We start from the raw sequence: 19,734 nt of genomic DNA, 5'->3' as shown, positions 1-19,734 counted from the left end.
TCATTTCCCGACCCGCCCGGCCGAGCCAGCCACCAGGCCGCACAGTCCTAAAGATCAGCGCTTCCCTAGGTCACCCATTCGGCCACAACTCGACCATTTGGGCGTGAGTCCCACCGCCGGATGGGGGACTCACGACCAAACGCGAGGGTTAGGACCGAATGGGGCGCGCAGGCGCGGGCGCGTTGTGTCCGGTGGCAGCGCGAGCAGGCCAGGAATGGGCCGCGCGGCGAGCGCGATCCGGCGTGGCAGGCGGGCCAGGATCTCGCGTCCAAGCCGGGCCGGATCGCGCAAATCGACGTGGGTTCGGCGCTGCAGGAAGACATTCCGCTGTAGCAGTCGGTCCTGGCGGGTCTTCTCGCGCAGCACTTCCCGACGCGGATCGCCGTCCTGCGCGTACTTCAACTCCCCGTCATACTCCTCCCCGATGACGATCAAGCCGCCCCTCGTGGTTCGCGGACGCCGGGGCTCGTCCGCTGTCCAGGCGCTGAGCGGGAACTCCCACGCCGCGTCGAGGAAGTAGCCGATCCCCTCCGCGTGGACCGGATACTGCCGCTCCGGCTCCGGCGCACCATTCGCGACGGCGCTCCAGATAAGCCCGCTCTCGCCCGAGGACTCGCACAGCCCGTTCGCGAGGGACACCACCGGTATGGCGGTCGGCAGACCGGGGCAGCAGCGGAAGTCGCGCCCCAGCCAGTCCAGGAGGTGGCCGCGGATGGCCTCCTGACGGGAGAGGTGGGCGCCGGGGTCCTCGCGGCTCGGACGCACCAGGATGCGAAAGCCGCTGTCCGCCACCGCCAAACCCCACCTCGGGCCGAGGCGCAAGGCACAGTCGAGGATGGTCCGGGAGATCGTCGTCACCCGCAGGCCGTCAATCTCTAGGACTTCGTCCGCGCCGAGTTCCGCGACATGCCGCTGGAGGTATGCCGATTGCCGACCCGGAGCACTCGGCCCGGTCACATGGGTCCGGCCGTCCCAGGGCGGCACCCACAGCCCGTGCACGCGCGCTGCCGAGGCATGCGAGATGACGACCTGGTCCCCGAGTCGGCCCCGGGTCGCCGCAATGCCGGCGAGCGCCTGATGCTCCCGCACCTGCCACGCCGGGCCGGTGACGGACTCGGCATACGCCCCGGGCCCGGCGCGAAAGTGTGGGCGCTCGCCTACGAGCCGGCGCAGGGTCGCCCGTGTGTGGTCGCGGGCGAGCAGCAGGCTGGGCAGGCGAGGGGCGGTGGGGTAGGTCGTCATACGACCTGAGCCTCACAGCTTTGGGGAGCGGGCGACATACCCCTGCCCAAAGCTGTGGACAGCGTGATCTGGCGGATTCAGCCTGTGGACGAACAGCCTCTGACTCCCACCTTCGGTCACAACTCGAGCGTTTGGGCGTGAGTCCCACCGCCGGATGGGGGACTCACGACCAAACGCGAGGGTTAGGACCGAATGGGGGACTCAGGGGGTGACGAAGTTCGACAGGCGCGCCTGAACGGCATACGAGATGGTGTTCGGGCCGCCGAGGACGACGATCCGCTTCGGCTCCAGCCGCATCAGCTCCGCGGCGACGGACTCGGGCAGCTTGGTCGTGTCAGTCAGCAGGACCGGGCCGGCCGTCATCCCCGCCACCGGGGCACCGGAGAGGGCATCGGAGAAGACCCGGCCGGAGGCGATATAGACCGTACCGACGCCGGGGTCGTAGGACAGCCTGGTGATCACCGCCGAGGTGGAGAAGCGGTCCGGGCCGGCCCACCGCTCGACGGCGGAGGCGTAGGCGCCGAGGGTCGCCTCGACGGCGGACGTGATGGTGTTCGTGCCACCCAGCACGACGATCCGGCGCGGCGCGAGGCGGGTGAGCTCGGTCGCGATGGCATCCGGCAGGTTGTCGGTGTCGACGAGGAGCACCGGGCCGGCATTCTTGCCCGCGACGGGCGCCCCGGACAGGGCGTCGGTGAAGACCCGGCCGGAGGCGACATACACCGTGTCCACCCCCGGCTCGTAGGACTCGGCCGAGATCGCCGCAGAAGTGGCGAATCGGTCCGCCCCGGACCAGCGCTCGCTCGGGGCGCCCGCCGCGCTGGCGGCCTGGGCGGCAACCGAATCGGTGATCGTGTTCGGTCCTTCGAGGACAACCACGCGGCCCGGGTTCAGCCGCGACAGCTCGCCTGAGATGTCCGACGGCAGCCCGTCGCGCTTGGTCAGGAGCACCGGGACATCCGTCATCCCTGCGACCGGGGCACCAGACAGGGCGTCGGTGTAGACCTCACCCGAGGCGAGGTATGCCGTGGCCACCCCCGGCGCGAAGGAAGCCTGAGAGATCGAGGCGCTCGCGGCATACCGGTCGGCGCCCGCCCAGCGAGTCGTCTTGGCCAGCCCGGGGTGAGGGCTTCGACTACGGGGGTGCCGTAGAACAGCCAGCCGATGCCGCCGAGTGCGGCGAGGTGGGCGATGATGCGCCCTGCGGTGCGGACGCGCTTCTGCCAGCGCGGGCGCGGCTCCCAGCGGGAGAGGGTGGCGGCGAGGTGGGCTGCCACGAGGATGATGATGGATTCCATGATTGGCTCCGTTTCTCCCGGAAAGGCCCTCCTGCCAGACCGGGCTAGTTGATAGTGCTGTGTCGCTTTGGGTGGCTTCCCGCTACGTCCACACTCTTAGTGTAGCAGGGGTATACCTATAGGGCAAGTAGGGATTCGTTGTGGAATGGTCAACGACGCCAGCCCTCACAGCGCAGTCGACCGTGCGCCCACCCATCCTGTGCGGGGCGCTGCGACACACCCATCCGACGCCAACGCCACCGACCCTCTAAGCCTGACCCAGGCAGCCGCGCGACATGGCAGCGGGCCTAAGCACCACCACCTCGAAGGGTTGTGATCAACCGTGGCACCTCGCCTCGCCGCACTCGCCGCTGGAGCTGCGCTCGCCGTAAGCCTCGGCGGCACCGCACACGCCTCCCCTGCCCCGGCCGCGGACGCCCAGGGCAACCAGGCTGGCCAACTGCTCGTCAGCAAGAAGGGCATCCTGACCGTTCTGCGCGCTGACACAGGCGCCGTGGTCCGCACCTACCCGAAGGCGTACGACGGGCACTGGTCCCCGGACGGGAAGCGGATCGTCTTCTCCGACGCCACCAACTACGACGGCCGGATCGGCGTGATGAACGCTGACGGCTCGGGCGCCACCATGCTCCCCGTGCCGCGGGTCGAGTCGACGCCGGACTGGTCCCCGGACGGGAAGTGGGTCACCTACCGGGCCTGTGTGAACGAGTGGAGCCCGTGGGTGTGCGACATCTACCGGATCAAGGCCACCGCGCCGTTCGGCAAGCCGATCAAGATCACCAACGCCACGGGGGACCCCAGCGGACTCTGCGCGGGCTATGAGGCCGACTACTACGGCGACGCCCAGTGGGCGCCCCGCGGCCCGTTCCTGGCGGTCATGCACGGCTGCTACGACTCGTGGCGGGAGCGGCGCTACCCGGAGGTGATCAACGTCGAGACCGGGAAGGTCGTCGGCCGTGGCCAGTTCGCCGGGCAGGAACCGTCCTGGTCCCCGGACGGGAACTGGATCGCGTGGACCGAGACCTCCCAGCTCGACGGGTTCGGGACGCCGTGCGTGCGGATCTCGACCGCCGACATGAAGGGCAGCTACCGGCTCACCGGGTGCAACACCGGGGACTACCAGACCGGGCGATGGCCGGTGTGGTCCCCGGACGGGTCCCGGGTCGCGTGGCTGCGGGGCTTCCCGACGACCAAGATGGCGATCCTGACCAGCTCGGCCAAGCCGGGATCGCCGCGAACGCTCATCGCTCGCGGCTACATGCCGATCTACGACTGGCGCTGACCCTCCCCCCTTCCCCAGCACCTCCACGCAACACCCCCCTCGAAAGCTTGTGATCAACGGTGGCACCTCGACTCGCTGCCCTCGCGGCTGGCGCGGTTCTCGCGGCAGGCCTCGGTGGCGCGCAGGCTCAGGCCTCCCCCGCGAACCCGGCACCGGCCCGCGCCGACACCGCTCGCCCGCTGCCTTCGCCGCACCGCCGCTGGCCACGGAGCGGCTGGCGGCGCTCGAGGCACCTGCCGTGCCGAGTGCGGGACCGCTGCCGGCGGCGCTGACGGCGGGCGCCGAGGCCGAGGATGGCCCCGCCAAACCGGCGGCGAGCAGGACGGCAAGAGCGGGCATGGTGAGGCGTGAGGGGCGAATCGACCTACGCGGGACGCTAGCGGCCAATCTTGCGGCGAAGGCAAGAGCACCGGCCAATTGGCCGCCTGACTGTTACCAGAGAGGTAACCTACGGTTCCGTAACCTACGCAACCGTAGGTTATAGTCGACCGTATGACAGCCGCCCCCCCGCGCCCGGCTCGCCGCATGACTGCGGGCCTCGCCGAGGGCGTGTGGAAGTTGGCGTCGGCCATTGCCACGCCGGTGCTCCCCGACGACTATCTCGATATGTTCGCCCCGCTGCGCGCGGGAGCGGAGCTGCGCGGACGCATCACGGCGATCCACCGCGAGACCGCGGATGCCGCGACCATCGTCATCACACCGGGCCGCTCGTGGGCCGGGCATGTGCCGGGGCAGTACGTCCGCATCGGCATCGACGTCAATGGCGTGCGCCAGTGGCGGGCCTATTCGCTCACCTCGCTCGCGGGCGCTCCCGATGGCACCATCGCGATCACGCCCAAGGCGATCCCGGATGGCGTCGTCAGCAACCATCTCGTTCACGACGCCCGCCCCGGCACCTTGGTCATGCTGGACCAGGCGATCGGCGACTTCACGCTTCCGACCCCGACGCCGGACAAGATCCTCTTCATCACCGGCGGCTCGGGCATCACCCCGGTCATGGGGATGTTGCGCAATCTGCCGCGCGATGGCGCCGACATCGTGCTCCTGCATTCCGCCCCCCGCGCCGAGGATGTGGTCTTCGCCGCCGAGCTCGCCGAGCGAGCGCGGGGCGGACAGCTCGACTTGCGGGTGCGGCATACGGACACCGACGGGATGCTCGACCTCGCCGACCTGGAGCGGGAGGTCCCGGACTGGCGGGAGCGTCAGGCCTGGGTATGCGGACCGACCGGCCTCCTCGACGCCGCCGAACTCCATTGGGCCGCAAACGATCTCACCGACGCACTGCACGTCGAGCGCTTCCGGCCGACGATCATCGAGCCCGGCGAGGGCGGCGAAATCACGCTCCTGGGTTCGAAGCTGACGATCGATGCCGATGGCGCGACCCCGATTCTCGATGCCGCCGAAGACGCCGGCGTGCTGATGAAGAGCGGCTGCCGGATGGGCATCTGCTTCGGTTGCGTCGTCACGATGCGCCAGGGCGCGGTCCGCGATCTGCGCACCGGCGAGATCACCACCGCCGAACCCGGCGATGAGTTGCCCATTCAAACCTGCATCAACGCCGTCGCAGGCTCCTGCGATCTGGAAGTCTGACCCCGGACGCCACGAGAGGAACTCCCCCATGACTTTGGCACCGGAACGCTCCGCCATTTCCCCGACCGCGCCGCACGTGACGCAGGCGCAACATGTCGCGGCCGAGCAGCACCGGCTCAACACCCGCCTCTCCCTCGAGGGCGGGGCCGAGCGCACGCATCCGCCCAAGAAGTCCGGGCGCCCCAACCCGATGGGGCACCTGACCAATGAGCAGATCGAGGCGATCGGGCGCGAACTCGACGCGATCCGCGCCGAGGTGATGGCGTCCCGGGGGGCGCGCGATGCGGCATACATCCGGCGCGTCATCCGGGTCCAGCGGGGCCTGGAGATCGGCAGCCGCGCGGTCCTGCTTTTCTCCAAGAACAAGTACGCGTGGCTTGCCGGGACGGCTGGGCTGTCGCTGGCGAAGATTCTCGAGAATATGGAGATCGGCCACAACGTTCTGCACGGTCAGTGGGACTGGATGCGCGATCCGAAGATCCACTCCACCTCGTGGGACTGGGATATGGCCTCGCCGGCCAAGCAGTGGCAGCACAGCCACAACCAGTTGCACCACACCTATACCAATGTGCTGGGGCGCGACAACGACCTCGGCTATGGCTTGTTGCGCGTGGACGAGGACCAGCCGTGGGAGTTGTTCCACCTCGGCCAGCCGATCTGGCACCTGATCAATGCGATGTTCTTCGAATATGGCATCGCGGCCTATGACCTGGAATTGCGCGGCAACCTGCAGAACTGGGACGATCTCAGCGAGGAGGAGAAGGCCGTTTTCAAGGCCAACCTCCACGAGATGCTCGGCAAGATCCGCAAGCAGGCGATGAAGGACTATGTCCTGCACCCGCTGGTGTCGGGGCCGAGTTTCCTGCCGACGCTGCTCGCGAATTTCACCGCCAACACGGTGCGCAATATCTGGTCCAATACCGTCATCATCTGCGGGCACTTCCCGGATGGCATCGACACCTTTGAGACCGACTCGATCGAGGGCGAGACCCGCGGCGAGTGGTACCTACGCCAGATGCTCGGCTCGGGCAATATCTCCGGCTCGAAGTTCACGCACATCATGACCGGCAATCTCAGCCACCAGATCGAGCACCACCTTTTCCCGGATATGCCGTCCAACCGCTATTCGGAGATCTCGCCGAGGATCAAGGCGCTGATGGAGCGCAACGATCTGCACTATGTGACCGGCCCGGTCCTGAAGCAGGCCTACCAGGTCTATCGCAAGGTATGCCGGCTGGCCCTGCCCAATGAGGAGCCCGGCCGTTCGCGGTGGTCGGTCGTGCGCGGTGAACTCGGCAAGGTCGTCAAGGGCAAGGGCGGCACCCGGACCAAGCGGCACCTACCCTCAACGGCCGACGCGTAGCTCGGACTATCATCGGCTACCGATCAGTAACCACAAGGGATGCGGGTAGCAGTGGCCGATGACAATGTGAATGCCTCCGTCCTCATCATCGGAGCCGGGCCGGCGGGCTTGGGCACCGCTGGGGCGCTCGCGCAGCGCGGTATTCGCAGCATCATCCTCGAACGCGCGGCGGATGTGGCCGCCTCGTGGCGCGGCCACTACGACCGCTTGCATCTGCATACGACTCGGACCCTGAGCGGCCTGCCCGGCCTGGAGATTCCGGCGGCCTATGGCCGGTGGGTCGCGCGCGATGACCTCGTGCGCTATCTCGAGGGCTATCGTGATCACTTCGGTCTGGATGTGCGGACCGGTGTGGAAGTCGTTGGCGTGGAACGCGCTTCGGCTGCCGTGAGCTCACCCTGGGTAGTGCGGTCGGCTAAGGGCGAGGAGTGGCACGCCCGGCATGTCGTCATCGCGACGGGCTACAACCACACTCCGGTCCTGCCGTCCTGGCCGGGGCAGGAGGACTTCCCGGGCGAAGTGATCCACGCCGCGAGTTATCGCAATCCGAGGCCGTATGCCGGCCGGTCGGTGCTCGTCGTCGGCACGGGCAATACCGGCTGCGAGATCGCCCAGGACCTCGCCGAGGCCGGTGTCGGTCCGGTCTGGCTCGCCGTCCGCACCCCGCCGCACATCCTGCGCCGAGACACCATGGGTATGCCGGCGCAGTGGACCGGCATCGCGGTCCGGCACCTGCCCGCGGCCGTTGTCGACCGGGTCGCCGCTGTCATCGAACGCACCTCGATCCCGGACCTGCGCGCGTATGGCGTGCCTCGGGCCAAGGCGGACCTGCTGACCCGCGTGCGGGTCGGGTCGATCCCGGTTCAGGATGTCGGCATCGTCGCCGCCATCAGGAGCCGCCGCGTCACGCCGGTGCCGGCCGTGCAGCGCATCGAAGGGGCCGTGGTTCATCTGGTCGACGGCAGCGTGGTCGAGCCGGATGCCATCATCATGGCGGCTGGCTATACGCGGGGTCTGGACGGCATCCTTGCCGGGCTGGGCGTCCTCGGCGCGGACGGTCGCCCGATTGTGCATGGAGCCCGAAATCCTTCTGGCGCAACGGGTTTGTGGTTCAACGGCTACACCAACCCGATCTCCGGCATGCTGCGCGAGATCAGCCGAGACGCCACCGCCATCGCGGCCGCCATCGCCCGCGGGTGACCCCCGGGCTTAGGGCAGGATGACCGAGCGGGAGAGCAGGTGCGGGCGGTCGGCGTCGCGGCCGGCCTCGGTGGCGAGCTGCACGGCATACCGGTGCAGGCGCGCCAACTCAGCGAGCGGTTCACCGCCGCCGTGCTCGACGGTGCCGCCGGCGGACTCGACGAGGTCAACGATGTCCGCGGGCACCCGGCGGTTAAGCGTGACGATAGCGAGCAGACCCAGCCAAGGACAAGCAGTTGCGCGCAAAAACTCTCAAAAACTCTCAGGCGGTCGATGGCTAGTTCGCGTGCCCTGCGCGACCCAGACCTCGGCGCGCACCGGGAGTGATGACTCGGCGGCGTTGGCCCCGACGCGGATCCGGGTATGTCGGATGGTCCCCCCGTCGCGCAGCAAGACTTCCCAGCGGGTGCCATCCGGAAGGTGGCTCGGCGCGATGGCGCCGGCTTGGGCCGCGCCGAGGTCGAGGCGGGTGTTGCTGCGCAGATCGTGCACGTGGGCGCTCGTCCCGTCGAGCAACAGGACGGCCGTCCTGCCGGTCGAGCGGGCCAGCCGAGCGGCGTGAATTCCTTCCGCAACAACGGAATTCACGCCATCGCACCAGAGTCTGACGCATCCATCCACATCTGTCGCCAGCAGGTCGAGATGTCGCCCATGCTCCACGAGATCGATGTCCTGCACGGCGTCCCCCACCTGCGCTGGCCCCATGTCGAGAGTGAGTCGGGGGTAGCCCGAACCGGGGTAGGCATGGGCGAGGCGAGCCCGGCCGCCCGTCACGAGCGCCGCGACGAGGGTGCCGTCGACCAGTTCATGCACCGCCGAATGCGCGGTCACGTCCTCGGCGAAGGCGCCCTGATCGACAAAGCCGGTTTCGGGTGCCCAGACCAGCCGCCGCAGGCTGCCACCGTCGGTCAGCGCGAGCACCTCGAGGTAGTCCGGGCCGTGCGAGACCTGGGTGATGGTCGAGGTGACATAGCGGAGCTCGCCACCGAAGCGCAGGGCGCCACTCCATCGGCCAACAGCCGCACCGGAGTGATCATCCTCGTCCTCAGTGTTGAACCACCCGACGAGCAGGCCATAGTCGGCCGCGCAGGCGACGATCTCGAGATTCCCGTTGCGGCCGTAATTGCCTTGGGTCGTCGCGGGGCGGCCGAGGGTGTCGGGCCACGCCTCCGTCAACAGGAGGCGATCCCCCAGGTCTGTCATGTGGCGCTCCTCCTCGGCAGCACACGTCAGGGTCGCTGCGTCCACGGTCGCACACGACCGAGGGTCAAGTGGCTGCCGGGCTCCGCCAAAAGTGCGGACCAGGCCACCTGCGAGATCTCCTCGGGCGTATGCCAGCGCGGGGCCCCCGCCGGCCCGGTCCAGCCAAGAATGCACGTCGTCACCTCGCCGGCGGTCAACCATTCGTCGATGGCGACGCCGGGGGCGGCGTACGCCGAGGTGAGGACGAGGACCCGGCGAGCAGCCTTGCGGCACAAGGCCTCCCACGTGGCGGGGGTGACTGTCGGGGCGTAGGCCACCACGGCATACCCGGGCTCGAGACGGGCGACGAAGGACGCCACCGCACCGCCGTCGTGGCCATCGAAGAGCACGACTTCATCCCACGCGCCCCGGATCGGCGAGCTGCCCCGTGCGATGCCGAGCCGCTTGCGGTCGGCGGGGAGGAGGCTGGAGAGCGGCGCCAGGATTCCGGTCGCGCCGAGGACGACATACGGTGGCTGCACCGGATCGCTCACCCCTGAAGGATCGCCCATGCCGTGGATCGTCGTCACCACACCTGCCTTGGTCGAGCCGGAGCAGGCGGACGCCCTCGCGGTCTCGGTTGCTGCGGCTGCCGCCGACGCGCTGGACCTCTCAACTCGCGACATCATCGTGCTGAAGCAGGCGGCCGTGGCTGCTGCCGGTGCGGGCGCGTATGTGGTCGTGTCCGGCCGCGCTCGGACACCTGATGCCGAAGAGAGCCTGGCCACAGCCGTGAAAACTATTGTGGCGCAGGTGCTTTCGGTGTCACCGGAGCTGGTTGGATTGACCCGCTCCACGACCTGACGCGACGTCAGGCGGTGCCAGTTTCGTCCAACGCCACGGCCGCGCGCCCGGCTTCGAGCCGCGCGATCGGCACGCGGAACGGGCTGCACGAGACATAGTCGAGCCCGACATTGTGGAAGAAGTGGATCGACTCGGGGTCACCGCCGTGCTCACCGCACACGCCGGCGTGGATGGCGGGCTTGGTCCGTCGTCCGCCGTCGACGCCGATCTTGACCAGCTGCCCGACACCGAGCGCGTCGAGGGTCTCGAACGGGCTGATCGTCAGGACGCCATTCTCGAGGTACTCGGCGAAGAAGCCGCTCTCGACGTCATCGCGGGAAAAGCCCCAGGTCGTCTGGGTTAGATCATTGGTGCCGAAGGAGAAGAAGTCGGCTTCCTCGGCGATCCGATAGGACGTCAGGGCCGCCCGAGGCAGCTCGATCATGCAGCCGATCGGAATCGACAGCGCGACCCCGGAGGACTCGGAGACCTCGGCGATGATCTTTTCGGCCATATCGCGGATGATCTGCAGCTCGCGGACCGACCCGATCAGCGGGACCATGATTTCCGGCTTCGGTTTGCGCCCCTGCTCGATCAACGCGACCGTCGCCTCGGCGATCGCCCGGATCTGCAGGGCGAAGAGGCCGGGGATCTTCAGGCCGAGCCGCACGCCCCGCAGGCCGAGCATCGGGTTCGCCTCGTGGGTGCGTTGCACCGCCGCGAGGATCTCCTTGTCATGCTCGTCCGCGCCGCCATCTTGGTCGGCAAGCGCCACCTGGACCGAGAGCTCCGTCAGGTCCGGGAGGAACTCGTGCAGCGGCGGGTCGATCAGTCGAATGGTCGTCGGGAGGCCGTCCATGGCGGAGAGCAACTCCTCGAAGTCGCCCCGCTGGAGGGGGATCAGGGCGTCCAGGGCCGCGTCGCGCTGCTCCGGAGTTTCGGCGAGGATGACGCCCTCGATGAACTTGCGCCGCTCGCCGAGGAACTGGTGTTCGGTGCGGCACAAGCCGATTCCCTGCGCGCCGCGGGCGCGGGCCCGCACGGCATCCTCGGCGGTGTCGGCGTTGGCGCGCACCCGCAGGCGGCGGACGCCATCGGCATACCGCAGCAGCCGGTCGACGGAACGGATCAGGTCGAGGGTCTCGATATCGCCCTCGACCGCTTGCTCGGCGGCGTCGATGCCCTCGCTGATGTAGGTCAGGACGGGGGAGTCGACGACGGGCACTTCGCCGACGAAGACCTCCCCGGTGGCGCCGTCGATGGCGATGACATCGCCCTCCCCGAGCTGAGTGTCGCCCACCTGCACGGTCCGCGCGGAGGTGTCGATCTTCATCGCTTCGGCGCCGACGACGGCGCACATGCCCATGCCGCGCGCGACGACCGCGGCGTGCGAGGTCTTGCCGCCGCGGGCGGTCAGCACGCCGACGGAGGCGATCATGCCGGGCAGGTCCTCAGGGGAGGTTTCTCGCCGGACGAGGATGCACTTCTTGCCGTCCTTCTGACGGGCGATGGCCGAGGCGTTGTCGAAAACGATCTCGCCAACAGCGGCGCCGGGCGAGGCGCCGAGGCCCTTGGTCAGGGCGGTGATCCCGGACTTCGCATCGAAGTGCGGGAAGAGCAGCTGGCTCAGTTGTTGGCCGCTGACGCGTCCGAGGGCCTCGTCCAGGGTGATCAAGCGCTCGTCGACGAGTTGGGTGGCAACGCGGAAAGCCGCTGCGGGAGTGCGCTTTCCGACGCGCGTCTGCAGCATCCAGAGCTTGCCGCGCTCGATCGTGAACTCGATGTCACATAGGTCGCGGTAGTGCGTCTCCAGCCGGCGCATGGCGGCGCGCAGCTCGGCATACGACGTGGGGTCGAGCTCTTCGAGTTTGGTCAGCGGGAAGGTGTTGCGAATCCCCGCGACGACATCCTCGCCTTGCGCGTTGGGGAGGTAATCGCCATAGACCCCGCCATGGCCGGTGCTCGGGTCGCGGGTGAAGCAGACACCGGTGCCGGAGTCCTCGCCGAGGTTGCCGAAGACCATCGCCATGACATTGACCGCGGTGCCGAGGTCGTCGGCGATGCGTTCGCGGCGGCGATAGAGCCGGGCGCGCTCGGTGTTCCAACTGTTGAAGACGGCCTCGATCGCGGCGTCGAGTTGATCGCGGGGGTCCTGGGGGAACTCCTCGCCGGTCTGCTCGAGGATGATCTGCTTGTATGCCGCGACGACCTTCTTGTGGTCATCTGCGGTCAGGTCGGTGTCCTGGGTGGTGCCGGCGTCGGCCTTGATCTCATCGAGCGCCTCGGAGAAGAGGTCGCCCTCGATGCCGAGGACGGTCTTGCCGAACATCTGGATCAGGCGGCGGTAGCTGTCCCACGCGAAGCGCTCATCCTTGGCGAAGGTGGCCAGGCCTTTGACGGACTCGTCGTTCAGGCCGACGTTGAGGACCGTTTCCATCATGCCGGGCATCGAGAACTTGGCCCCAGAGCGGACCGAGAGCAGTAGTGGCTCTTCGTCCGCGCCGAAGTGCCGGCCGATGGTGTCCTCGGTCTTGCGCAGGGCCATCGTGACTTCGACACGCAGGGTCGGCGGCACCTCGCCCGTGCGCAAGTAGGCCTTGCACGCTTCGGTCGAAATCGTGAAGCCGGGAGGCACGGGCAGGCCCATATTCACCATCTCGGCAAGATTCGCCCCCTTGCCGCCCAGCAAGTCCTTCTGGTCCTTGTTGCCCTCACTGAACTGAGTCACATATGTGGCCACGACGCCTCCTCGCGTATCTGCTTCCCATGCTTCCACGCGCGTGAGGGGACTCTTGCCGTAAGGACCGCCCTGCCGGAATGGGCGTGACGAAAGCGACAGCATGGGAACGCTTTCATGTGGTCTGCGTCCACAATGTGGGTGTGCCGACCTCCTGGACTGCCGCGCAAGTGCTGCGCATTGCGAAGGCGAATCCGTCGTGGTTCGACGGGCGGACCGCTGTCGCGGCGCCGACCCGCCTCGGGACGGGGGAGTCGTATGACGCGTGGTTGGTGGAGGCGTCCGACTCGGCCCGGTCTGGCGGCTTGGATGGCTCGCGCGCGGGTGTCCGGGTGGTGCTGCGCGTGGCGCGGCGGCCGCTGGGGGAGTTGCCGGCCGATCCCTTGGAAGAACTCGCGGCTCTGCGGTTGGCCCCGCCCGGCGTCGGTCCGCGGGCGCTCGGTCTGGCGGTGATCTTTGAGGACGGCAGTCCGGCTGAGCAGGACGATGCGTCGCCGCGGTATCCGGTAATGGCTGAGGCCCTTGTTCCGGGGGAGGTGCTGAGCGCCGAGCGTTGGACGGGCGCGATGCGGCGCCGGCTGGCGGGACGGCTGGCCGCACTGCATACGCGCAGCTTCGCGGCACCGGGCTCGGCCCGCGACGCCGAGGCGGGGGCGCTCGCGGCTTCCGGGCGTCTCGACTTCCCCGGCGAGATCGCGGGGATCGTGGACTACTGGAACGGCCGCTTGGTCGGCCCTGCTCGCGATGAGTGGGCGCCACTCATCGACCCGATGATGGCGTATGCCGAGCGGCTCGCGCCCGAATTCATTGCTGTGCAGGAGTTTTCACTCATCCACGGCGACCCGGTGCTGACGAACATCCTTGTGAACGGCGAGGAGCCGCACCTCGTGGACTGGGAGTGGGCGCGCATCGGCGACCCGGCCCGCGATCTGGGCTTCCTCGGCGGGGCCGTCCATGCGCAGCCCTGGTATGCACCATTGGACGATCGGGAGATCACCGACTTCCTGCAGGAGTATGTCGAGGCGGGCGGCCGCGGTGAGGTGGCGCAACTGCGGGTGCGCCGGGATGCCTGGCTCGCTGCCGAGGGCTTCGCCGTGCTGGCATACCTGCTGTGGGTGGAAACCGACCGCGCCGGGGGCCTCAGTCCCGCCAACCGTCGCACCCTCGCCGGCCTGCGCGCCACCCTCCCGGCCTACCTCCGACGCGCCCCGGGGGTCGACTAACCTCTGCTAGCCGAGCTTCCTCGGTTTCGACGCCGTCTCGACCATGGCCGAGGAGGCCAAGGAGCCACGGCGCGATATGCCGCGCGCCATCTTGTTGGTGACCGTCGGCGGCGGCCTGCTCTTCATCTTGCTGTCGTGGGCGGCGCAGGTGCCGCGTCCGTCGACGACCTTCGAGACCGCGGACTCCGGGGCCACCGAGGTGATGACGACGATCGGTGGCAACCGATGGCGCTCTTCTTCACCGCGGCCTATGTCGCCGGCGCCTTCGGGTCGGCCCTGACCTCCAAGGCGTCGGTGACGCGCATCGTGTATGCCATGGGTCCCGATGGCACCTTGCCGCGTCCGCTCGGGGTGCTCGCCGCGCGGTGGCGCACCCCGGTGCTCGCCATCGCCCTGGTCTCACTGATCTCGCTCGCCGGGCTCACGGTGGACCTCGGTCAGCTCTTCTCGGTCGTGAGCTTCGGGGCGCTGACGGCCTTTTCGGTGGTGAATCTGTCTGTCGTCAAGCATTTTTGGCTCGACAAGGCTCCCGACCGGAACGTCCTGATCCATCTCGTGCTGCCGCTCATCGGGTTCGCATTGACCGTATGGCTGTGGACCTCCCTGTCGGGCGATGCGCTCAAGGTCGGCCTCATCTGGCTGGTCGTCGGCATCGCGTGGCTGGGTTTCATCACCCGTGGCTTCCGCAGCCGGCCCCCGCAGGTCACCGTCGACCTGTGAGGACCTGCTCCCATGTATGACGTGACGGAGGCGTCTCTCGCGCGTCTCGCCGGTGCCCTGCGCTCCGGCGAGACGACGAGCGTCGAATTGGTCGAGGCCTATCGCGCGCGGATGGCGGCCTATGACGCCGGCGGTCCCTGCTTGAACGCCGTCGTGCACGACCCGACGGTGCTCGAGCCCTCCACTCCGAGGGCGGGTGCGGCGGCCGCCGACGCGCGAGGGAGACCGGCCAGCGCGGCTGCGCTACCGGCCGTGGTCAGCAGGGTGCGACGCGAGATCGCCATGACCATGTCCTTTCCGTCAGTCGCCGCGAAGGGCGCTGAGAACGACGGGCAGTTCCGGCAGCAGGTCGCGGGCGAGATAGCCGATCCGGCCATAGCGCGCGGCGAGGGTGTCACCGGCCGAGGCATGGACGTGGCTCGCCCAGACGGCCGCGCGGTCCGGCTCGGCGCCCCGGCTGACCAGGCCGACGATGGCGCCCGCGAGGACGTCACCGCTTCCGGAGGTGCCGAGCCCGGTGTCACGGGTCGTGCCACGCCATACCTCCCCCGCGGGGGTGGCGATCCACCCGTGGCAACTCACGACCGCACCGAAGCGCGCGGCGAGCTCGACCGCCGGCGCGCCGACATCTTCGACACCGATCTCGCCGGTCCCGGTGAGCCGGGCAAGCTCCGCCGTATTGCAATTGGTGACCAGCCGGCCGGCGATGCTCCCGCGCACCTCTGGTGCCAGCTCCGGCAGGACGGTGAAGCCGTAGGCGTCCAGGACGATGCGGGCATCGCCGGCGAGCAGCGGGACGACCTCCTCGACGAGGCGCACGGTGCCCTCGGCATCGTCGAGTCCGGGCCCGATGAGCATCGCGTCGGCGCGGTCGAGTTCGCGGCGCAGGGCACCGGCCGCACCGACTCCGGTGATCGAGCCCGTCGCACTCTCCGGCAACGCCTCCACACCCGACTCCGGGACCGCCACCGCGACGGCGGTCGCGACCGACTCCGCGACGGCGAGGGTGAGCCGCCCAGCCCCCATCCGCAGTGCGGCCTGACCGCTCAGCACGGGCGCGCCCGGGGTGCGCCTCGCCCCGCCGACGACCAGCACCTGGCCGCGAGCGGTCTTCGAACCCGTCGGGGTCGGCAGCGGCCACTGCCGCAGCAGGGCCGGCGTGATGGGTCGCGGATTCGCGGCCGTGCCGCCCGAGGTCTCGGGGTGGGCGAGACCGTCGGCGCGTCCGCTCACCGGCCGCCGACCTCGTCAGAGGCTCCCGGTTGATCGGTGACCGCCACGCCAACCTTGGTCAGGTGGGCATCCTCGTTGTATGCCGTGACCGTCCACCCGGTGGCCGAGTCTCGTCGCGCACGATGCGCACGATCGCCGCATTGCGCAGGCCATTGGTGCGCGACCGCTCGAGCACCGCCGCCTCGTCGAGACCCTCGGCGACATAGGTGAAGAGCAGGATGACGACATCATGTGAGGCGACCAGAATACGTTGTGCCTTCTCGGTATTCGCCAGATCCGTCAGCACGGAGCGAACGCGGAAGGCGACATCCGCCCACGACTCGCCGCCCGGTGGGCGGTAATAGAACTTGCCGAGCCAGTCGCGCCGGGCCGCTTCCTCCGGATATTTCGCGCGGATGCCGGCCGCGGTCAGGGCATCGGTGATGCCCATATCCCGATCGCGCAGCCGCTCGTCGACGCGATAGTCGAGGTCTGCGTGGCAGACCTCCATGGCGATCTCGGCGGTCTCGCGGGCCCGGCGGAAGGGGCTGGTCCAGACGATCTGGGGTCGTTCGTCATCGGACAGTTCGCTCAGCCAGCTGCCGAGGGCCGCTGCCTGCTCGCGGCCGGTCGCAGACAGGACGACGTCGGCATCGCGCGCCGGAACCTCGATGCGCTCCAATGAATTTCGCGCGGCCGCCTCGGCCGCGACATTGCCTTCCGACTGGCCGTGACGGACGAGGATCAACTCCTTCGGCGCGGCCGTCTGCGGTGCTGTCGATTGGGTCATCGAAGTCCTTCCTCGTCATCGGCCGGGCCGGGTGCGACCGTCCCGACCGGTCCCACCGTAGCCGTCGGCACCCGCGCGATGAACGGGAGCCGGCACACGCCTGCGGCAGGCTCGGAGAATGCCCGCCCTCTTCCGCCCGCACGGCCCGGCGATCGGGCTACGGTGACGGAGGAAAGGCACCTGGGAGTCCCCGGGCGCCACCGAGGAAAGGAGCCCTCATGGGTTTGGGAGAGAAGTTCGAGGCCGCCAAGGACCAGATCGTCGGTGATGCCAAGGAAAAGTTCGGCGACGCAACCGACGACGGGTCGATGCAGGCCGAAGGCGCCGCGCAGTCCGCGAAGGGCGACCTCCGCGAGGGCTGGGAGAACGCCAAGGACGACATGGGCGACGCCCTCGACGATGCCAAGAACAAGCTGGACTGAGCCCCGAGCGGCTCAGCCCTGAAGCGACGGCGCGGCACGATCCCGGTTGGGACGTGCCGCGCCGTTCGCATGGGGCCCAGCCCTCACCTGTGAGTTCTCACGCCTCGGGTGCCCGGACAGCCGCGACGAGCAGGCGGGCACCCGGGCTCGGGGTCGGCTGGGGTGAGCCCGGTGCCCGCGGGCCGAACCCGGCTCGGCAAACGCTCGGGCGCCGTTCGGCGGGCAGCGCGAGGTGGTGTGAAACGGTGGGGAGATGACGACATACGGACTGCTCATCACTGGCAGCGGACCGGCAGGGGTGAGCGCCGCGGAGGCGTATGCCGACGCCGGCGGACCGGGGCCGGTGGCGTTGCTGACGGCCGACCCGCACGCGCCCTACGAACGGCCGCCGCTGAGCAAGAACGCGCTCACGTCGCCCGGCGACGTCGAGCCGACCCCGATCACCGAGGCGACCTTGCCGGACGGGGTCGACGTGCGGCTCGGGGCGACGGTGACCGCCGTCGATCTGGGGGCACGCACCGTGCAGGTGGGCGGGGAGACGCTCACCTTCGAGCGGCTCGTCGTCGCGACGGGATCCACGCCATTGCCGCTCCCCGGCGCGGAGGAGGACGCCGAGATCCACGCTCTGCGATCGCTCCAGGATGGACGCGACCTCGCCCGCGCAGCCCAGCACGCGCGGACCGCGCTCGTCATCGGGTCGGGCTTCATCGGCTGCGAGGCCGCCGCCTCTCTCGCTCGCAGCGGTCTCGACGTCACTCTCGTGACGCCGGAGGACGCACCGCAGCAAGAACGCCTGGGTTCGTATGCCGCGCAACAGATTTCGAGTTGGCTGGCCGATCTCGGGGTCGACGTGCGCACCGGCGTCGAGGTGACATCCGTCCACGCGCCGCGCACGGTGCACCTGAGCGACGGCCATACGTTGGCGCCGGATCTGGTGCTGGCCGCCCTGGGTATCGCGCCGCAGGGCGATCTCCTCGGTGACGCCGGGGCACTGACATACGAGGGCCGCGTCGTCGCCGACGAACACTTGCAGGCGGCTCCCGGGGTGTGGGTGGCCGGCGATATCGCGCGGGGTCTGCATGCGATCGCCGGACGCGCCCTCGCGGTGGAGCACTGGGGTGACGCGCTGGCCATGGGCGCGGTCGCCGGTCGCAATGCCGCGGTCGGCGACGACGGGGAACAGGAGCGCTGGGAGGAGGTGCCCGGCTTCTGGTCCACCATCGGCGAGCACACGCTGCAATATGCCGCCTGGGGTGACGGCTACGACCGCGAGGAAGTGGTCGGGCGGGTGGGGGGCTTCACGATCTGGTATGCCGACGCCGCCGACACCCTGGTGGGCGTGCTGACCTACAACGCGGACGCGGACTACGAGCGGGGCCGGCGGCTCATCGCGGCCGGGGCCGGCATCGCTGAGGCGATGCGCGGCGACGACATCCCGGAGCTTAGGGGCGGGCGCAAAACTTGCAACTTGTGCTAAGCGCGCTAACTGGTGCTAGCACCACTTAGGACTCCGGCCTGGGCGCGCAACTGGTGCTAGCACCACTTACGGTGCGAGCCCCCAGGTTGCAACCGGTGCTAAGCGCGCTAACTGGTGCTAGCACCACTTAGGACTACGGGCCGGGGGGTGCCGGGCCGGCGGCGGCTACTTGCCGTCCAGGGCGTCGAGCAGGGCCGAGCAGAAGGCCGGGAGGTCGTCGGGGTTGCGGCTGGTGATGAGATTGCCGTCGATGACGACTTCCTGGTCGGTCCACGTGCCGCCGGCGTTGCCGATATCGGTCTTCAGGCTCGGCCACGAGGTCAGCTGCCGCCCGTCGACGGCATCGGCTTCGACGAGGGTCCATGGCGCATGACAGATGGCGGCGACCGGACGGCCGCTGTCGACGAACTCACGGACGAAGGCGACCGCGTCCTTGTCGGTGCGCAGTGCGTCCGGGTTGGCGACGCCGCCGGGCAGGACGAGTGCGGCGTAGTCCCCACCTTGGGCGTCGGCGACGGTCACATCGACCTTCTTGGTGTCGGCCTTGTCGAGGTGGTTGAACATCTGGACGGTGCCACTCTCGGGGCTGATGAGCACGGGCTGGTAGCCCGCCTGCTCCAGGGCCTTCCACGGCTCGGTCAGCTCGACCTGCTCGATGCCTTCGGCCGCGACGAGGAAGGCGACCTTCTCGGAGTTCTGGCTGTCATTGCTGGTGGTCATGGCTCCAACGTATGCCGAGCGGCGACCCTGGCGGGGTCTAAGGCACTGGTCATACGCTGTGGGCATGACGCACGAAAGTGACACTGCGACAGCCGAATACACCGTCGTGCCGCTCGCCGAGGACACCTGGGACGCCTTCGCCGAGCTCGTCGAACGCAACAACGGGGTGTATGGCGGGTGCTGGTGCATCGGCTGGCATCTCGAGCGCAAGACGCACGGTCTGGATCACCGCGCAGAAAAGGAACGCCTCGTGCGAGCCGGCGAGGCGCACGCGGCGATCGTGCTGGACGCCGCAGGTGCACTTCACCCTGCCGCGGCGGGCGCGTGAAGTGCACCTTTCCCGCATGCGGCGAGAAAGTGTGACAGGTGAGACCCGGGGCGGGGTATTCCACCCTTTCGAACCACCTGCCTTAGGCCTTTTCCCGGGCGCGCTCCT

The 19,734-nt window shown here is 69.0% G+C and carries 21 protein-coding genes; 11 read left to right on the top strand and 10 right to left on the bottom strand.

From position 1 onward, the window contains the following. Nucleotides 1-129: 129 nt before the first annotated feature. From ABD225_RS09155 to ABD225_RS09145, 3 genes are all read right to left on the bottom strand, one after another. Nucleotides 130-1,242, bottom strand: a complete 1,113-nt coding sequence (locus ABD225_RS09155; protein ID WP_344083882.1) for a hypothetical protein — start codon at nt 1,240-1,242, stop codon at nt 130-132. Between the two features lie 201 nt (nt 1,243-1,443). Further along, nucleotides 1,444-2,304: a cell wall-binding repeat-containing protein gene (locus ABD225_RS09150; RefSeq protein ID WP_344083895.1), complete on the bottom strand. Its 861-nt coding sequence runs from the start codon at nt 2,302-2,304 to the stop codon at nt 1,444-1,446. Continuing rightward, nucleotides 2,205-2,540 carry a hypothetical protein gene (locus ABD225_RS09145; protein WP_344083878.1) on the bottom strand — a complete coding sequence of 112 codons (336 nt, stop codon included), beginning with the start codon at nt 2,538-2,540 and terminating at the stop codon, nt 2,205-2,207. The genes ABD225_RS09150 and ABD225_RS09145 overlap by 100 nt, the downstream gene beginning before the upstream one ends. Nucleotides 2,541-2,862: 322 nt before the next feature. Here ABD225_RS09145 and ABD225_RS09140 point away from each other — a divergent pair, with 322 nt between their 5' ends. The 4 genes from ABD225_RS09140 (at nt 2,863) to ABD225_RS09125 (ending at nt 7,972) form a co-directional block, all read left to right on the top strand. Further along, a complete protein-coding gene (locus tag ABD225_RS09140; protein ID WP_344083875.1) occupies nt 2,863-3,819 on the top strand; it encodes a TolB family protein in 957 nt (318 codons plus the stop codon). A 492-nt stretch (nt 3,820-4,311) separates the two neighbouring features. Further along, nucleotides 4,312-5,409 (top strand): ferredoxin reductase, encoded by a 1,098-nt coding sequence (locus ABD225_RS09135; protein ID WP_344083872.1) that lies wholly within the window; start codon nt 4,312-4,314, stop codon nt 5,407-5,409. A gap of 28 nt (nt 5,410-5,437) precedes the next feature. Next, complete coding sequence (locus ABD225_RS09130) at nt 5,438-6,772, top strand: fatty acid desaturase family protein (protein ID WP_344083868.1); 1,335 nt, start codon at nt 5,438-5,440, stop codon at nt 6,770-6,772. 39 nt (nt 6,773-6,811) lie between these two features. Beyond that, nucleotides 6,812-7,972, top strand: coding sequence for a flavin-containing monooxygenase (locus ABD225_RS09125; protein WP_344083865.1), 1,161 nt, complete (start codon nt 6,812-6,814; stop codon nt 7,970-7,972). Nucleotides 7,973-7,981: 9 nt separating this feature from the next. On the opposite strand, the gene ABD225_RS09120 is transcribed toward ABD225_RS09125, so the two are convergent. The 3 genes from ABD225_RS09120 to ABD225_RS09110 form a co-directional block, all read right to left on the bottom strand. Next, nucleotides 7,982-8,158 carry a hypothetical protein gene (locus ABD225_RS09120; protein ID WP_344083863.1) on the bottom strand — a complete coding sequence of 59 codons (177 nt, stop codon included), beginning with the start codon at nt 8,156-8,158 and terminating at the stop codon, nt 7,982-7,984. A gap of 66 nt (nt 8,159-8,224) precedes the next feature. Then, nucleotides 8,225-9,175, bottom strand: a complete 951-nt coding sequence (locus ABD225_RS09115) for a hypothetical protein (protein WP_344083860.1) — start codon at nt 9,173-9,175, stop codon at nt 8,225-8,227. Nucleotides 9,176-9,201: 26 nt separating this feature from the next. Continuing rightward, nucleotides 9,202-9,744, bottom strand: a complete 543-nt coding sequence (locus ABD225_RS09110; protein ID WP_344083857.1) for a Rossmann-fold NAD(P)-binding domain-containing protein — start codon at nt 9,742-9,744, stop codon at nt 9,202-9,204. On the opposite strand from ABD225_RS09110, the gene ABD225_RS09105 reads away from it, so the two are divergent. Further along, complete coding sequence (locus ABD225_RS09105; protein ID WP_344083854.1) at nt 9,725-10,018, top strand: hypothetical protein; 294 nt, start codon at nt 9,725-9,727, stop codon at nt 10,016-10,018. The genes ABD225_RS09110 and ABD225_RS09105 overlap by 20 nt on opposite strands. Nucleotides 10,019-10,025: 7 nt before the next feature. Here ABD225_RS09105 and ppdK read toward each other — a convergent pair whose 3' ends face one another. Then, nucleotides 10,026-12,737, bottom strand: a complete 2,712-nt coding sequence (gene ppdK / locus ABD225_RS09100) for a pyruvate, phosphate dikinase (RefSeq protein ID WP_344083851.1) — start codon at nt 12,735-12,737, stop codon at nt 10,026-10,028. A gap of 140 nt (nt 12,738-12,877) precedes the next feature. Here ppdK and ABD225_RS09095 point away from each other — a divergent pair, with 140 nt between their 5' ends. Genes ABD225_RS09095 through ABD225_RS09085 form a run of 3 tightly spaced genes read left to right on the top strand, consistent with a single transcriptional unit; the run spans nt 12,878 to nt 14,677 of the window. Further along, nucleotides 12,878-13,957: a phosphotransferase family protein gene (locus ABD225_RS09095; RefSeq protein ID WP_344083848.1), complete on the top strand. Its 1,080-nt coding sequence runs from the start codon at nt 12,878-12,880 to the stop codon at nt 13,955-13,957. Between the two features lie 43 nt (nt 13,958-14,000). After that, complete coding sequence (locus tag ABD225_RS18705) at nt 14,001-14,237, top strand: hypothetical protein (protein WP_425564372.1); 237 nt, start codon at nt 14,001-14,003, stop codon at nt 14,235-14,237. Then, nucleotides 14,183-14,677: an amino acid permease gene (locus ABD225_RS09085; RefSeq protein WP_344083842.1), complete on the top strand. Its 495-nt coding sequence runs from the start codon at nt 14,183-14,185 to the stop codon at nt 14,675-14,677. The genes ABD225_RS18705 and ABD225_RS09085 overlap by 55 nt, the downstream gene beginning before the upstream one ends. Before the next feature lie 300 nt (nt 14,678-14,977). Here the strand turns inward: ABD225_RS09085 and ABD225_RS09080 are convergent, their stop codons facing one another. Together ABD225_RS09080 and ABD225_RS09075 are read right to left on the bottom strand one after the other, a co-directional pair. Further along, the gene (locus ABD225_RS09080) at nt 14,978-15,910 is read right to left on the bottom strand and encodes an ADP-dependent NAD(P)H-hydrate dehydratase (RefSeq protein WP_344083839.1); all 933 of its coding nucleotides are present in this window, start codon (nt 15,908-15,910) and stop codon (nt 14,978-14,980) included. 58 nt (nt 15,911-15,968) lie between these two features. Next, nucleotides 15,969-16,679, bottom strand: a complete 711-nt coding sequence (locus tag ABD225_RS09075) for a histidine phosphatase family protein (protein WP_344083836.1) — start codon at nt 16,677-16,679, stop codon at nt 15,969-15,971. A 218-nt stretch (nt 16,680-16,897) separates the two neighbouring features. Here ABD225_RS09075 and ABD225_RS09070 point away from each other — a divergent pair, with 218 nt between their 5' ends. After that, on the top strand, nt 16,898-17,101 hold the full coding sequence (locus ABD225_RS09070) for a CsbD family protein (RefSeq protein WP_344083833.1): 204 nt from the start codon (nt 16,898-16,900) through the stop codon (nt 17,099-17,101). Between the two features lie 253 nt (nt 17,102-17,354). Then, on the top strand, nt 17,355-18,578 hold the full coding sequence (locus ABD225_RS09065; protein ID WP_344083830.1) for an NAD(P)/FAD-dependent oxidoreductase: 1,224 nt from the start codon (nt 17,355-17,357) through the stop codon (nt 18,576-18,578). 165 nt (nt 18,579-18,743) lie between these two features. Here ABD225_RS09065 and ABD225_RS09060 read toward each other — a convergent pair whose 3' ends face one another. Next, nucleotides 18,744-19,298 (bottom strand): type 1 glutamine amidotransferase domain-containing protein, encoded by a 555-nt coding sequence (locus ABD225_RS09060; protein ID WP_344083827.1) that lies wholly within the window; start codon nt 19,296-19,298, stop codon nt 18,744-18,746. Nucleotides 19,299-19,362: 64 nt separating this feature from the next. Between ABD225_RS09060 and ABD225_RS09055 the strand changes: the two genes are divergently transcribed. Continuing rightward, nucleotides 19,363-19,626: a hypothetical protein gene (locus tag ABD225_RS09055; RefSeq protein ID WP_344083824.1), complete on the top strand. Its 264-nt coding sequence runs from the start codon at nt 19,363-19,365 to the stop codon at nt 19,624-19,626. Nucleotides 19,627-19,734 lie beyond the last annotated feature (108 nt).

This window comes from Nostocoides veronense, assembly GCF_039531185.1.
Lineage (GTDB): Bacteria > Actinomycetota > Actinomycetes > Actinomycetales > Dermatophilaceae > Nostocoides_A > Nostocoides_A veronense.
This window is presented reverse-complemented; position numbering and strand designations above follow the sequence as displayed.